The 12810-nt window shown below is 75.2% G+C and carries 15 protein-coding genes; 11 read left to right on the forward strand and 4 right to left on the reverse strand.

The genetic code is table 11. The features are described from left to right. Entirely contained in the window at nucleotides 1-324 is a 324-nt protein-coding gene (locus AMOR_RS00290) for an FKBP-type peptidyl-prolyl cis-trans isomerase (RefSeq protein ID WP_248357425.1), read from the forward strand. A 3-nt stretch (nucleotides 325-327) separates the two neighbouring features. Here the strand turns inward: AMOR_RS00290 and AMOR_RS00295 are convergent, their stop codons facing one another. Beyond that, nucleotides 328-1212, reverse strand: a complete 885-nt coding sequence (locus tag AMOR_RS00295) for a 1-acyl-sn-glycerol-3-phosphate acyltransferase (RefSeq protein WP_248357426.1) — start codon at nucleotides 1210-1212, stop codon at nucleotides 328-330. Between the two features lie 250 nt (nucleotides 1213-1462). Between AMOR_RS00295 and AMOR_RS00300 the strand changes: the two genes are divergently transcribed. From AMOR_RS00300 to eutC, 3 genes are read left to right on the forward strand one after another with little or no spacing between them, the layout of a single operon-like run. Continuing rightward, entirely contained in the window at nucleotides 1463-1990 is a 528-nt protein-coding gene (locus AMOR_RS00300; protein WP_248357427.1) for a ferritin-like domain-containing protein, read from the forward strand. After that, on the forward strand, nucleotides 1991-3382 hold the full coding sequence (locus AMOR_RS00305; protein WP_248357428.1) for an ethanolamine ammonia-lyase subunit EutB: 1392 nt from the start codon (nucleotides 1991-1993) through the stop codon (nucleotides 3380-3382). It begins immediately after the preceding gene. Continuing rightward, complete coding sequence (eutC, locus tag AMOR_RS00310) at nucleotides 3379-4155, forward strand: ethanolamine ammonia-lyase subunit EutC (protein ID WP_248357430.1); 777 nt, start codon at nucleotides 3379-3381, stop codon at nucleotides 4153-4155. Before AMOR_RS00305 ends, eutC begins: the two co-directional genes overlap by 4 nt. A gap of 10 nt (nucleotides 4156-4165) precedes the next feature. On the opposite strand, the gene AMOR_RS00315 is transcribed toward eutC, so the two are convergent. Beyond that, nucleotides 4166-5179, reverse strand: coding sequence for an aldo/keto reductase (locus AMOR_RS00315; protein WP_248357431.1), 1014 nt, complete (start codon nucleotides 5177-5179; stop codon nucleotides 4166-4168). Nucleotides 5180-5268: 89 nt separating this feature from the next. Then, nucleotides 5269-5802: a ribonuclease H family protein gene (locus tag AMOR_RS00320; protein WP_248357432.1), complete on the reverse strand. Its 534-nt coding sequence runs from the start codon at nucleotides 5800-5802 to the stop codon at nucleotides 5269-5271. Between the two features lie 48 nt (nucleotides 5803-5850). Between AMOR_RS00320 and AMOR_RS00325 the strand changes: the two genes are divergently transcribed. After that, a complete protein-coding gene (locus AMOR_RS00325) occupies nucleotides 5851-6582 on the forward strand; it encodes a lysophospholipid acyltransferase family protein (RefSeq protein WP_248357433.1) in 732 nt (243 codons plus the stop codon). Between the two features lie 68 nt (nucleotides 6583-6650). Here AMOR_RS00325 and AMOR_RS00330 read toward each other — a convergent pair whose 3' ends face one another. Next, complete coding sequence (locus AMOR_RS00330; RefSeq protein ID WP_248357434.1) at nucleotides 6651-8096, reverse strand: aminoacyl-histidine dipeptidase; 1446 nt, start codon at nucleotides 8094-8096, stop codon at nucleotides 6651-6653. A 144-nt stretch (nucleotides 8097-8240) separates the two neighbouring features. On the opposite strand from AMOR_RS00330, the gene AMOR_RS00335 reads away from it, so the two are divergent. From AMOR_RS00335 to AMOR_RS00360, 6 genes are all read left to right on the forward strand, one after another. After that, nucleotides 8241-8444, forward strand: a complete 204-nt coding sequence (locus tag AMOR_RS00335) for a hypothetical protein (RefSeq protein ID WP_248357435.1) — start codon at nucleotides 8241-8243, stop codon at nucleotides 8442-8444. A gap of 106 nt (nucleotides 8445-8550) precedes the next feature. Further along, nucleotides 8551-9693, forward strand: a complete 1143-nt coding sequence (locus AMOR_RS00340; RefSeq protein WP_248357437.1) for an acyl-CoA dehydrogenase family protein — start codon at nucleotides 8551-8553, stop codon at nucleotides 9691-9693. Between the two features lie 10 nt (nucleotides 9694-9703). After that, the gene (locus tag AMOR_RS00345) at nucleotides 9704-11332 is read left to right on the forward strand and encodes an amino acid adenylation domain-containing protein (RefSeq protein ID WP_248357439.1); all 1629 of its coding nucleotides are present in this window, start codon (nucleotides 9704-9706) and stop codon (nucleotides 11330-11332) included. Further along, nucleotides 11298-11594 (forward strand): hypothetical protein, encoded by a 297-nt coding sequence (locus AMOR_RS00350; protein WP_248357440.1) that lies wholly within the window; start codon nucleotides 11298-11300, stop codon nucleotides 11592-11594. Before AMOR_RS00345 ends, AMOR_RS00350 begins: the two co-directional genes overlap by 35 nt. Then, nucleotides 11591-12205 carry a serine O-acetyltransferase gene (locus AMOR_RS00355; protein ID WP_248357441.1) on the forward strand — a complete coding sequence of 205 codons (615 nt, stop codon included), beginning with the start codon at nucleotides 11591-11593 and terminating at the stop codon, nucleotides 12203-12205. The genes AMOR_RS00350 and AMOR_RS00355 overlap by 4 nt, the downstream gene beginning before the upstream one ends. A gap of 215 nt (nucleotides 12206-12420) precedes the next feature. Further along, the gene (locus tag AMOR_RS00360; protein ID WP_248357442.1) at nucleotides 12421-12810 is read left to right on the forward strand and encodes a response regulator; all 390 of its coding nucleotides are present in this window, start codon (nucleotides 12421-12423) and stop codon (nucleotides 12808-12810) included.

Here is a 12810-nt window from a genome sequence, read left to right on the forward strand (position 1 = left end):
ATGTCGAAGCCGCAGATCGAGGACCTCGTGAAGGGCAAGGGACCGGAGGCGGTCCGGGACAAGACCGTCGAGGTGCACTACACGGGCTGGCTCACCGACGGGAAGCAGTTCGACTCGTCGGTGGGCGGCAGCCCGTTCTCGTTCCGGCTCGGCGCCGGCGAGGTCATCGAGGGCTGGGATCGGGGCGTCGCCGGCATGAAGGTCGGCGGCAAGCGCAAGCTGACGCTCGCGGCCGACCTCGCGTACGGTGCGCGCGGGGCGCCGCCGGAGATCCCGCCGAACGCGACGCTCGTGTTCGAGATCGAGCTGCTCTCGGTGTACTGAGCCTCACGCCCCTGCGGCGCGGTGCCGGCCCCGGGGGGCGCGCGGAGCGCGGAGCGGCGGCCGCCGGACGAGCGGCACCGCCTCCGCGACGTGCGCCGCGCTCTCCACGAGCGCCGAGAGCCGCGCGAGGGGCTTCCCCGCCGCGTTCCGGTCGAGCGTCGCCTGCACCGTCGCCCGGACGCGCGCGGCCATCGCGCCCTGGTAGTCGGGGTCGCGGAGCGCGTCGCGCACGCCGTCCATCCGGACGGGCTCGTGGAAGACGATCTTCCACCGCGCCGGCAGCGGGACGAGCGAGAGCGGGAGCCCGAGGATCGACCCGATCACCGGCTCGAGGCGCCGCACCGTCCAGGCGACCGGGAGGCTCTCCTCCCCGCCGAGGACCGCGACCGGTACGACCGGCGCATCCAGCGCCGCCGCGACGCGGACGAACCCGCGCTTCCAGGCGCGCTGCCGGTAGGCCTTCCAGAACGGCTTGCAGTTCCCCTCGACGCCCTCCGGGAAGATCCCGCACGCGCGGATCTGGGGCGGCAGCTTCTCCGGCCGCTTCATCCACGAGACCGGCACGGCGCCGAGGCGGCGAAGGAACGGCCCGAGCAGCGGGGCGGCGAGCGCGGCGTCGTGCGCCGCGAAGAACGGCGTGAGGTCCGGGCCGATGGCGTCGAACACCGCGAGGCCCGTGAAGAACCCGTCGAGCGGGAACCAGCCGGCGTGGTTCATCGCGTACACGACCCGGCCGTCGCGCGGCAGGTGCTCCGCCCCCTCGACCTCGAGCTTGAAGTACCCGAGGCGCAGGAGTGCGCGCATGGCCGGGATGACCGTCCGCTCGAGCAGGGCGTGGTCGATGACCGGGGGCGCGGACGCCTCCGCGCTCCGGAGCTTCTGCAGCATCGCTGGTCCCCCTGCACGTCGCGAGCGGTCGGCGGCCCGCGCGGTTTTCGAAGACGCCGGCCACTCTATGGTCGGCGCCCCCCGGAGGGAACGTCCCCAGGCGGACCGATTCTTCCGTCGGCGCGCGCGAGCCGCACGCCCGCCGCCCGGGCCCACCGGGCCCCCGCCCGGACGCCGGCGCTCCGCTCGCGACAGGCTGCCGCGCCCGTTACGAGGACTGCGTCGTACGGACCCGCCACCGGAGGTAGCGATGACCCAGGGGATCGACTTCGCGCGGCTGACGCTCAGGGACGCCCTCGACCTTGCCATCCTCATGGAGGACGAGGCGCAGGAGCGGTACGAGGAGTTCACGCGGATCGTCGGCGGGCGCTACCCGGGCGACGCCTCGGACATGTTCCGGATGATGGCCCAGAACGAGGCCAAGCACCGGAAGCAGCTCTCCGACCGCCGCGCGCAGCTCTTCGCCGGGCAGACCACGAGCGTGACCCGCGACATGATCGACGACCTGGAGGCCCCGGACCGCGGGACGCCGCGCGTGTTCATGTCGGCCCGCCAGGCGATGGAGGTCGCGCTCCGCGCCGAGGAGAAGGCGCGCGACTTCTTCGACGGCGCGCTGCCGCACGTGCAGGACCCCGAGGTCCGCGCGCTGTTCCAGGATCTCCGGGCGGAGGAGGAGCGGCACGGGGAATTCGTCCGCGCGCGCATGGTCCGCCTGCCGCCCGGACCGGACGTCGAGGAGGACGAGGCGGACGCGCCGGGGTCGGATCCGGGGAACTGAGTGCCCTTCGCCCACACGGTCGGCGGCGTCGGCTGGCGGTTCGAGGACCTGAAGGACCTCCTCGCGAAGGCGTCGCCGCACCGCTCGGGGGACGACCTCGCGGGGATCGCGGCGCGGAGCGCGGAGGAGCGGATGGCGGCGCGGTGCGCGCTCGCCGACCTGCCGCTCGCGGCGCTCCTCGCCGAGCCGGTGGTCCCGTACGAGGTCGACGAGGTGACGCGCCTGGTCGTCGACGGGCACGACCGGGCCGCGTTCGCCCCCATCGCCCACCTCACCGTGGGCGCGTTTCGCGAGTGGCTCCTCGACGACGCGACCGGGCCCGACGACCTCGCGCGTGCGGCGCGCGGGATCACGCCGGAGATGGCGGCGGCGGTCTCGAAGCTCATGCGGAACCAGGACCTCGTGGTCGCGGCCCGGAAGTGCCGCGTCGTGACCCGGTTCCGCGACACCATCGGGCTCCCCGGGCGCCTGTCGGTCCGCCTCCAGCCGAACCACCCGACCGACGATCCGCGCGGCGTCGCGGCCGCGGTCCTCGACGGGCTCCTGCTCGGCGCCGGCGACGCGGTCATCGGCGTGAACCCCGCCGGCGACGCGCTCCCCGACCTGCTCGCGCTGTGGCGGCTCCTCGACCGCCTCGTCCAGGGGCTCGCGATCCCGACGCAGACCTGCGTCCTCGCCCACGTCACCGCGCAGCTCCGCGCCATCGAGGCGGGCGCGCCCGTCGACCTCGTCTTCCAGTCCATCGCCGGGACGGAGGCGGCGAACCGGAGCTTCGGCGTGGACCTCGCGCTCCTCCGCGAGGCGCACGCCGCGGCGAGATCGCTCCGCCGGGGCACGGTCGGCGACCAGGTGATGTACTTCGAGACGGGCCAGGGGAGCGCGCTCTCGGCGAACGCCCACCACGGCGTCGACCAGCAGACGCTCGAGGCCCGGGCCTACGGCGTGGCGCGCGCGTTCGATCCGCTGCTCGTGAACTCGGTCGTGGGGTTCATCGGGCCGGAGTACCTCGCGGACGGGAGGCAGATCGTCCGCGCCGGCCTGGAGGACCACTTCTGCGGGAAGCTCCTCGGCCTCCCGCTCGGCGTGGACGTCTGCTACACGAACCACGCGGACGCGGACGGGGACGACACGGACGTGCTGCTCACGATGCTCGGCGTCGCCGGCGTGGCGTACGTGATGGGCGTGCCGGGCGCGGACGACGTCATGCTCGGGTACCAGAGCACGTCGTTCCACGACGCGCTGTACCTCCGGAGCGTGCTCGGCCTCCGGCGCGCGCCCGAGTTCGAGGCGTGGCTCGCGCGGATGGAGCTCGTCGACGACGCGGGGATGCCGATCCCCCCGGCCGCCGGGAGCCGGCTCCTCGCCGCGGCGCGAGAGGTCGCCGCGTCGTGAGCGGCGATCCCGACCCGCTGGACCTGCCGCCCGGCGGCCCGCTCGCGGCGCTCCGCCGCTTCACGCCCGCCCGCATCGGGCTCGGCCGCGCCGGACCGGCGCTGCCCACGCGCGAGCTGCTCCGCCTCGGGCTCGCGCACGCGCGGGCGCGCGACGCGGTGCACGCGGCGCTGGACGCCCCGGGGCTCGAGGCGGCGCTCCGCGCCCTCGACCACGCCCCGCGGCTCGTCCGCAGCGCCGCGCCGGACCGGGCGACCTACCTCCTCCGCCCGGATCTCGGGCGCCGCCTCGACGCGGCGTCCGCCGCCGCCCTCGCGCCGGCGCCGGATCCACCGCCGCCGGTGGCCGTCGTGCTCGCCGACGGGCTCTCGGCGATCGCCGTCGTGCGGCACGCGCCGCCGCTCCTCGCGGCGCTCGCGGCCCGGGCTTCGGAGCGATGGACGGGCGTCCCGGTGGTGATCGCGCTCCAGGCGCGGGTCGCGCTCGGCGACGAGGTCGGCGCGCGCCTCGGGGCGAGGCTCGTCGCGGTGCTCGTCGGCGAGCGTCCCGGGCTCTCGTCACCGGATAGCCTCGGCGTCTACCTCACGCTCGCGCCGCAACCGGGCCGGACCGACGCCGAGCGGAGCTGCGTCTCGAACGTCCGGCCGGAGGGGCTCGGCTACGCGGAGGCCGCGGAGCGCATCGACGGGATCGTCGCCGCGGGGCTCGCCGGCGGGACGACGGGCGTCGCGCACCTCGGCGGGAGCGCCGCTTCGCCGGCGCTGCCGCGATGAGCGCGTCTCGTCACCCGAGCCAGCTCGGGTTCTGCGTCGTCCCGTCGTAGCTCTCGCTCGTCTTGTACCGCTCGTCGGCGCCGCTCGCGCCGGCCGGCGCCGTCTTCGCCAGGACGGCGCTCACCTCCGCCTCCGACATCGGCTGGAACCCTCGCGCGATCCGCAGCGCCTGCTCGACGCGGTCGAGCGAGTCGCAGCCGGTGATCACGGACGAGGCCGGGAGGCTCATCGCGTACCGCAGCGACTCCTCCGCGGTCGCGAGCCCCCGCTGGACGATGCGCCCGTCCGCCATCGGCTTCATCGAGAGGACGCCGATGCCCTCCTGCACGAGGCGCGGGAGGACGCGCTGCTCGAAGCTGTCGTAGTGCGCGTCGAGGACGTTGAGCGGCATCTGCACGGTGTCGAACGTGAAGCCCCGGCGCGCCGCCTCGTCGAGCATGGCGAGGTGGATCCCGGGCGACTTGTGGCCGGTGAACCCGATGAAGCGGATCTTTCCGGCGCGCCGGGCGTCGTCGAGCGCCTCGAACGCGCCCTCGTCGAAGGCGCGCTGCGGGTCGCTCGGGCGGATCACCTCGTGGAGCTGCATGAGGTCCACATGGTCGACGCCGAGGTGCTGGAGCGACTCGTCGATCTGCCGCGACGCGGCCGCCCTCGTCCGGCCGTCGATCTTCGTCATGAGGAAGACGCGGTCGCGGTAGCCGTCCCGGAGCGCCTCGCCCATCCGGCGCTCGCTCTCGCCGTCGTGGTAGTCCCAGCAGTTGTCGAGGAAGGTGATGCCTCCGTCGATCGCGGTCCGGACGATCCGGATGCTCTCGTCCTTCGACGCGGGGACCGCGAGGTGGTAGCCGCCGAGGCCGATCGCCGAGACCGCGGCGCCGGTGCGGCCGAGCCTCCGGAGCGGGAGCTGCGGCGTCGGCTGGGACCCTCCTCCACCTCCACCGCCGCCTGCTCTCCCGCCGCCGCAGCCCACGGCGGGAAGGACGGTCAGCGCCAGCGTGGCGCGAAGGAAGTCCCGGCGGGTCATGGCGCCTCCCGGGTACAAGGTGGCCGCTGCGGGTCGCTCGCGGGAGCAGCGGGGGCGGCCGGGCGGCCAGGCCGAGAATCAGTCCGCGGCTACGCCTCGCGCGGCGCGAGCGCGCGGATCTCCCGGAGCGCCGCGACGACCGCCGACTCGTCGGGCCCCGGCACGCCGCGGGCGGCCGACTGAGCGAGCGCGTCGACGATCTCGTTCACCGCGTGCCCGTCGTGGCCGCGGACCCAGCGGTACGCGACGGTGAGCTCGCGGGCGCGCGCGTCGAGCGCCTCGATGAGGTCGCGGTTCAGGACCGGCTCGCCGGTCGCCGTCTTCCAGCCCTTGCGGCGCCATCCGTGGATCCACTTCGAGAGCGCGTCGATGACGTAGCGCGAGTCCGAGATCACCTCGACGGCCTCGCCCGCCGGCAGCCCATCGAGGGCCTCGAGCACGGCCCGGAGCTCCATCCGGTTGTTCGTGACGGCGTACCCGCCGTCCTCGACCCACCGCGTGCCGCCGAAGCGCAGCGCGGGGCGGGCCCGGTCGAGGACGACGAACCCCGTGCCGCCGGGGCCGCCGGGGTTCACGAGCGCCGAGCCGTCGGCGTAGACGAGGAAGCGGGCGGTGCCGGACATGCGGACGCGCACCCTACCCCGCCGCCCTGACTCCGGTAAGCTCCTGCCGTGCGGCTCATCGCGACGGCCCTCACCTACCTCCTCGCCGCGAGCATCCTGTTCCTCGCGTTCCCCGTCGCCCTGGCCGTCTTCGTGGTCACGTGGCCGTTCGATCGGCACCGCCTCGCGACGAGCCGGGCGGTCCGGCTCCTCGGCGAGATCCTGCTCCGCGCCGCGCCGCTGTGGTCGGTGGAGATCGAGGGCGCCTACCCGCCCCAGCCCGGCGCGTTCGTCGTCGTCCCGAACCACCAGTCGATGATCGACGCCCTCGCGGTGGCCTGCCTACCGCGCGAGGCGAAGTGGATGGGGAAGGCGTCGGTGTTCCGGTTCCCGTGGATAGGCTGGGCGTTCCACCTCTGCGGCCACGTGCCCGTGCTGCGAGGGGATCGCGAGAGCGGCGCGGCGGCGAGGGCGCGCGTGCGCCGGTACGTGGAGGCGGGGATCCCCGTCGGCCTCTTCGCCGAGGGGACGCGCAGCCGCGACGGTACGCTGCGGCCGTTCCGGGCCGGGCCCTTCAAGACCGCGATCGAGACCGCCGTGCCGATCGTGCCGGTGGCGATCTCCGGCGCGGGCCGGGCGATGGCCCCGGACCAGCCGCTGCTCCAGCCGGCGAGGATCCGGGTGCGGATCCTGCCGGCGATCCCCACCACGGGGCGGCGGCTCGAGGACGTCGACGCGCTCCGGGAGGAGACGCGGCGCGCGATCGCGGGGGCGCTGGGGGAGATGGAGCGTGACCCGTGACCGTGCCGTGAGCCGGCACGCCCACGGGCACGGCGACGGGCCACGGGGCGAGCGCCGCGTCGACGCTCCTACGCCCGCTCGAGGATCCCGACCAGGAACCTCCAGAAGCTCTGGACGGACGGGATCGAGACCTGCTCGTCCGGCGTGTGCACGTCCCACATGCTCGGGCCGATGGAGGCCATCTCCATCCCGGGGTACTTCTCGCCGATGAGGCCGCACTCGAGGCCGGCGTGGATCGCCTTCACGATCATGCGCTTGCCGAACAGCTCCTCGTGGACGCCGTCGACGAGCTTCACGAGCTCGCTCCGCGGCTCTGGCTTCCACCCCGGGTAGCCGTTCGAGCCCGACACCTCGAAGCCCGCGAGCGCCGCGACGGCCGCGATGCGGGCCGCGAGCGCGCGCTTCGAGGCGTCGATGGCGCTGCGGGTGAGGAAGTTCACCTCCACGCGGTCCGCGTGCGTCTCGACGATCCCCATGTTCGTGGACGTCTGGACGAGCCCGGCGATGTCCGGGCTCATCGCCTCGACGCCGTGCGGGCCCGCGAGGAGGAGCCCCACGACAGCGCGGGCGTCCGCGGCGGAGAGGACCGCCTCCGGCTGCGCCGGCTCGAGGCCGACGGCGAGGTTCGGGTCGAGCGCGCCGAGCGCCGCCCGCCATTCCCCGGCGAGCCGCGCCACGTCGGCGGCGAGCGCGGCCTCGCGAGCGGGGTCCACGAGGACGATCGCGGACGCCTCGCGCGCGATGGCGTTCCGCTTGTTGCCGCCGCGGACGCTCGCGAGCTGCAGGTCGTGCCGCAGGACGACGGCCTCGAGCACCTCCGCGAGGAGCCGCACCGCGTTCCCGCGGCCCGCGCCGATGTCGATGCCGGAGTGGCCGCCCTTGAGGCCCGAGACCTTGAGGCGGAGCGCCTTCCGGCCCGCGCCGGGCGCGACGCGCGTCACCCGGCGGGTGGCCGTCGAGTCGACCCCGCCCGCGCAGCCGATGGTCAGCTCGCCCTCCTCCTCGCTGTCGAGGTTGAGGAGCCGCCGTGCGCGGAGCCACCCCGGCTGGAGCCCGTTCGCGCCGGTGAGGCCCGTCTCCTCGTCGATCGTGACGAGGACCTCGAGCGCCGGGTGGCGCACGTCCTTCGCCGCGAGCGCCGCGAGCGCGGCCGCGACGCCGATGCCGTTGTCCGCGCCGAGGGTCGTGCCGCGGGCGCGGACGCGGTCGCCGTCGCGGTACACCGCGATGGGATCCTTCGCGAAGTCGTGGGGCGTGCCCTCGTTCTTCTCGCAGACCATGTCGACGTGGGCCTGGAGCGCGATCGCCGGCCGGTCCTCCCGGCCCGGCGCGGCCTTCTTGCGGAGGAGCGCGTTGCCCACCGCGTCCCGCTCCACCTCGCACCCGGCGGCGATGGCCTGGTCGACGACCCAGGCCATCGCGGCGGTCTCGTTCTTCGAGCCGCGCGGGATCCGGGAGAGGCCGAGGAAGTAGTTCCAGAGGAGCTTCGGCTCGAGGTCGGCGAGGTCGGACATGGTGGAGCCTCCGGGGGAGACGGGGTCGGCGCGGCGCGCGGAAGATACCAGCGTTCCGGAAGGGCGGCAGCAGCGGCCGCGCAGGCGCCGGCCGGGCCCGCCCGGGTCGCTGACACCGCGCGCCGCCGGCGACAGATCGGGCTCGTGAGGCCCGACGGACCAAAGCCTCCCGGCGGGAACGGGACGGAGCCGGTGCTCCTGATCCACTGCCCGTCGTGTGCTCAGACGGTCCGGCGGGAGGACTCGACGGCCTGCGCGATCTGCGCGCGCCGGGTCTGCCTCGCCTGCATCCGGCCCTACGGTCACCACATGCGCGCGTGCGAGGACTGCCGGCTCGCGGAGTGGTGAGGCGCGCCGCCGGCGGGACGCTCCACCGCGGGCGGTTGCGCGGGTGTGCGCGCGGACCCCACTCCTTACCACCGGGCGGCGGGACGCGTGCGGGAGGGGGGCGGCGATGGACTTCGAGCCAAGCGACGAGCAGCGCGCGCTCTGCGACGCGGTCCGGACGTTCGGGCGAACCCTGAACGACGGCCTCGCCGAGCGCGACCGGCGCGGCAGCTTCGACCGGGCGCTGTGGCGCCGTTGCGCCGAGTTCGGCCTCCAGGGCCTGCCGATCCCGCCCGAGCACGGCGGCTCCGGCCAGAGCCTCACCACGACGCTCCTCGCAATGGAGGCGCTCGGGCGCGCCTGCCGCGACAACGGGCTCGTCTTCTCCCTCAACGCGCAGCTGTGGGCGGTCCAGCTGCCGCTGCTACGGTTCGGCACGGACGCGCAGCGGCGGCGGTGGCTGCCGCCGCTCTGCCGGGGCGACCTCGTCGCGGCGCACGCGATGACCGAGCCCGGGTCGGGATCGGACGCGATGGCGCTCGCCACGCGCGCCGTCCGCGACGGCGACGCCTACGTCCTCACCGGGACGAAGACGTTCGTGACGAACGGCCCGGTCGCGGACCTCGTGCTCGTGTTCGCGACGGTCGACCCGGCGGCGCGGTCCGCCGGGGTGACGGCGTTCCTCGTCGAGCGAGGCACCCCCGGGCTCGGCCTCTCGGACCCGATCCCGAAGATGGGGCTCCGGACGTCGCCCATGGGCGAGGTGGTGCTGGAGGGCTGCCGCGTCCCCGCCGGACAGCGGCTCGGCGCGGAGGGCGCCGGGATGGGGATCTTCAGCGCCGCGATGGAGTGGGAGCGCGCGTGCATCTTCGCCGCGCACCTCGGCGCGATGGAGCGGCTCCTCGAGGAGACCGTCTCGTACGCGAAGGTCCGGCGCCAGTTCGGGCAGCCCATCGGGAAGTTCGCGCCGGTCGCCGACGCCATCGTCGACGCGAAGGTCGCGCTCGAGGCCGGCCGCCTGCTCCTGTACCGCGTCGGGGCCCGCAAGGACGCGGGGAAGGACGCGGTCCTCGACGCGGCCATCGCGAAGCTCTTCGTCTCCGAGGCGCACGTCGCGCAGGCGATGTCGGCGCTCCGCGTGCACGGTGGCTACGGCTACACCACCGAGCTCGGCATCGAGCGCGAGCTGCGCGACGCGATCCCCGGGACGCTCTACTCGGGGACCTCCGAGATGCAGCGGAAGATCATCGCCCGGCTGCTCGGGCTCTAGGGGAGCGTTCATGGACCCGAGCACGCTCGTCGAGTGCCTGGACGCGGGGGCGGCCCGCACCGCGCCCGGCAAGATCGCGGTCGCGAGCGGCGCTGGCGTCCTCTCGTACCGCGACCTGCACGCCGGCGCCGCCGGGATCGCGGCCCGGCTCGCCGCCGCGCACATCGGGCGCGGTGACCGCGTCGGCGTCTGGATGGAGAAGACGCCCGCCGCCGTGACGGCGCTCCTGGGCGTCCTCCGCGCCGGCGCGGCGTACGTCCCCCTCGACCCGCGCTCGCCCTGGCCGCGCTGCCGGGCCGCCGCGCTCGACTGCGGGCTCGCCGCGCTCGTCGTGGACGCGCCGAAGCTCGACCTCCTCCCCGGCTTCCTCGACGGGCAGGCTCCCCGGCTCGTCCTCGTGCACGGCGCCGGCGCGGACCGCGCGCGTGCCGTCGCGTCAGGCGTCCCGCTGGACCGGCTCGAGGCAGCGGCCGCGCTCGACCCGGCGGACCTTCGGCCGCCCCGGCCCGACGACCTCGCGTACGTCCTCTACACCTCGGGCTCCACCGGCACGCCCAAGGGGGTCGCCCACACGCACGCGTCGGCGACGGCGTTCGTCCGGTGGGTGCAGCGGAGGTTCGCGATCGTCCCCGGCGACGTCTTCTCGAGCCACGCGCCCTTCCACTTCGATCTCTCGATCTCGGACCTCTGGGCGTCGCTCGGCGCGGGCGCGTCGGTGCGGCTCCTCTCCGCGACGGAGGCGATGCTCGCCCCGCACCTCGTCCGGATGCTCGACGCCTGGGGCATCACCGTCTGGTACTCGGTGCCGTCCATCCTCGCGTCGATGCTCGAGCACGGGCTGGCGGCGCGGCCTCCGCGGGCGCTCCGCCTCCTCCTCTTCGCGGGCGAGGTCTTCCCGGTGGCGGGGCTGCGCCGGCTCCGGCGCGCGCTGCCGGCGGCGACGCTCGTGAACCTCTTCGGCCCGACGGAGACGAACGTCTGCACCTACCACGTGCTCGGGCCGGACATCCCCGACGAGCGCACCGAGCCCGTCCCCATCGGGATCGGCTGCGAGGGCCTCGACACCTTCGTCGTGGACGACGAGGGGGAGATCGTGGAGCGACCGGGCGTCGAGGGTACGCTCTGGGTGAAGGGTGGCCACGTGATGCTCGGCTACTGGAACGCGCCGGAGCGGACCGCGGCGATGCTGCGGCCGGACCCGAGAGGGCTCCCGGGCACCGCCTGCTGCACGGGCGACCGCGTGCGGCTGCTGCCCGGCGGTGGCTACGAGTTCCGGGGGCGCCGCGATCACATGGTGAAGGTCCGCGGCCACCGGGTGGAGCTCGGGGAGATCGAGGCGGCGCTGGCGGCCCACCCCGCCGTACGCGAGGCCGTCGCCGTGCCGCTGCCGGACGGGAGCCACGGGAACCGCATCGTCGCGTCGGTCGTACCGCGCGCCGGCGAGGCGGTGGAGCCGCGCGCGCTCCGCGCGTGGATGGGCGGGCGGCTCCCGACCTACCTCGTGCCGGAGGGGCTCGACGTCCGGCCGGAGCTGCCGCGGACCTCGACGGGCAAGGCGGATCGCGCGCGCCTGCGCGCCGAATGGGAAGCGAGGGGGGACGGACATGGCGGACGGGATGGGACGGCGGAGCGGGGATGACGGGATCGAGGGGGCGCTCCTCGCGTTCGTCGCACGGGAGGTCGCGGCCGCGCCGGACGGCCTCACGACGGAGGAGCACCTGGTCGAGACCGGGCGGGTGGACTCGCTGGGCCTGCTCCAGATCCTGTCCTTCGTGGACGCGAGCTGGCGCGTGGACCTGATGTCCGTCGGCGATCCCGGCGACCTGCGCTCGATCGCGACCCTCGCGGCGGCCATCCGGCGGGAGCAGGCGGCGCGCCACGCGGTGGCGGAGGGGGCGTGAGGGCCGCCGCCGTCGCGGCCCGGGCGCCGGGGACCGCGCCGGAGCCGGGGGCGTGGGAGTCGTTCCGCGCGGACCTCGGGCGGTACTTCCGGTACGCGCGCGCGGAGACGCTCTGGGAGCGGCTGCGGATCGCCGTCCACACGGAGGCGGTCGCCGCCCTCGCGGTGTACCGCCTCGGGCGGTGGCTCCGCGACGAGGCGCCCGCGCCAGCGCGCCTCGCGCTGAAGCTCCCGCACTCGCTCGCCCACGAGGCGGTGCGCGTGGCGCTCGGGATCTGCCTCTCGCCCGACGCCCGGATCGGCCCGGGCCTCTACATCGGCCACTCGGGCGGCATCTGGGTGGCCCCCGGCGCGGTGATCGGGCGGGACTGCAACCTCTCGCAGGGCGTGACGCTCGGCATCGGCGGGACGGTCCGGCGCGGCGCGCCCGTCCTCGGCGACCGCGTCTGGATCGGCCCGAAGGCGACCGTCAGCGGCCCGGTGAAGGTCGGCGCCGGGGCCGTGGTGGGCGCGAACTCGCTCGTCGTCACGAACGTGCCGGAGAAGGGCGTGGCGGTCGGTGTGCCGGCGCGCGTGGTGGCGCTCTCGGGGTCGGGCGCGCTCATCGGGTGAGCGCCGGCGCAGCGCTCGCCCGCCGTCGCGCCAGGCCGAGTCCACGCGGGGCTCGGGTTGACAGGTCAGGGGGTGTGCGCTGTAGTCGACTGTAGCTCGAAGGAACACAGGGCAGCCCTCCGGCTCCGTGCCGGTGCGGCTCCACGCGCGTGGCGCTCACCACAAGCCGTCCCGCAGTGAGTCCGGCGTCGGCTGATCGCCGTCCGGTCCTGGTGGTGGACGACGACGCTTCGATTCGCGAGGTCGTCCAGGCCGTCATCGAGGTCGAGGGCTACCCGGTGGTGACTGCGGCCGACGGCGCGGAGGCGCTCGATCGGCTCCGGGGCGGCCTCCGCCCGGGCGTGATCCTGCTGGACCTGCGGATGCCCGGCATGGACGGGCGAGCGTTCCGCGATCTGCAAGGCGCCGAACCCGAGCTCGCCGCCATCCCCGTCGTGATCCTCTCCGGAGACAGCGACGCCCCCGGGGTGGCGAGCGGCCTCGGGGTGGAGTGGCTCCTCAAGCCCGTCGACCTCGACCGGCTGCTCTCGGTCGTGGAGCGTCACTGCGCTCCGCCTGCCCGTTCCGCCGACCCGTCGGCGTCGCGAAGCCTCTCCGAGGGGTGA

Origin of the sequence: Anaeromyxobacter oryzae (assembly GCF_023169945.1) — a bacterium.
GTDB classification, from domain to species: domain Bacteria; phylum Myxococcota; class Myxococcia; order Myxococcales; family Anaeromyxobacteraceae; genus Anaeromyxobacter; species Anaeromyxobacter oryzae.

What these genes read in the sequence shown, in the direction of transcription:
- AMOR_RS00320 (WP_248357432.1), bottom strand. Translation starts at nt 5,802, where the DNA reads ATGTCCGGCACCGCCCGCTTCCTCGTCTACGCCGACGGCTCGGCGCTC.
- AMOR_RS00350 (WP_248357440.1), top strand. Translation starts at nt 11,298, where the DNA reads ATGGCGGACGGGATGGGACGGCGGAGCGGGGATGACGGGATCGAGGGG.
- AMOR_RS00340 (WP_248357437.1), top strand. Translation starts at nt 8,551, where the DNA reads ATGGACTTCGAGCCAAGCGACGAGCAGCGCGCGCTCTGCGACGCGGTC.
- AMOR_RS00345 (WP_248357439.1), top strand. Translation starts at nt 9,704, where the DNA reads ATGGACCCGAGCACGCTCGTCGAGTGCCTGGACGCGGGGGCGGCCCGC.
- AMOR_RS00300 (WP_248357427.1), top strand. Translation starts at nt 1,463, where the DNA reads ATGACCCAGGGGATCGACTTCGCGCGGCTGACGCTCAGGGACGCCCTC.
- AMOR_RS00290 (WP_248357425.1), top strand. Translation starts at nt 1, where the DNA reads ATGTCGAAGCCGCAGATCGAGGACCTCGTGAAGGGCAAGGGACCGGAG.
- AMOR_RS00330 (WP_248357434.1), bottom strand. Translation starts at nt 8,096, where the DNA reads ATGTCCGACCTCGCCGACCTCGAGCCGAAGCTCCTCTGGAACTACTTC.
- AMOR_RS00295 (WP_248357426.1), bottom strand. Translation starts at nt 1,212, where the DNA reads ATGCTGCAGAAGCTCCGGAGCGCGGAGGCGTCCGCGCCCCCGGTCATC.
- AMOR_RS00315 (WP_248357431.1), bottom strand. Translation starts at nt 5,179, where the DNA reads ATGACCCGCCGGGACTTCCTTCGCGCCACGCTGGCGCTGACCGTCCTT.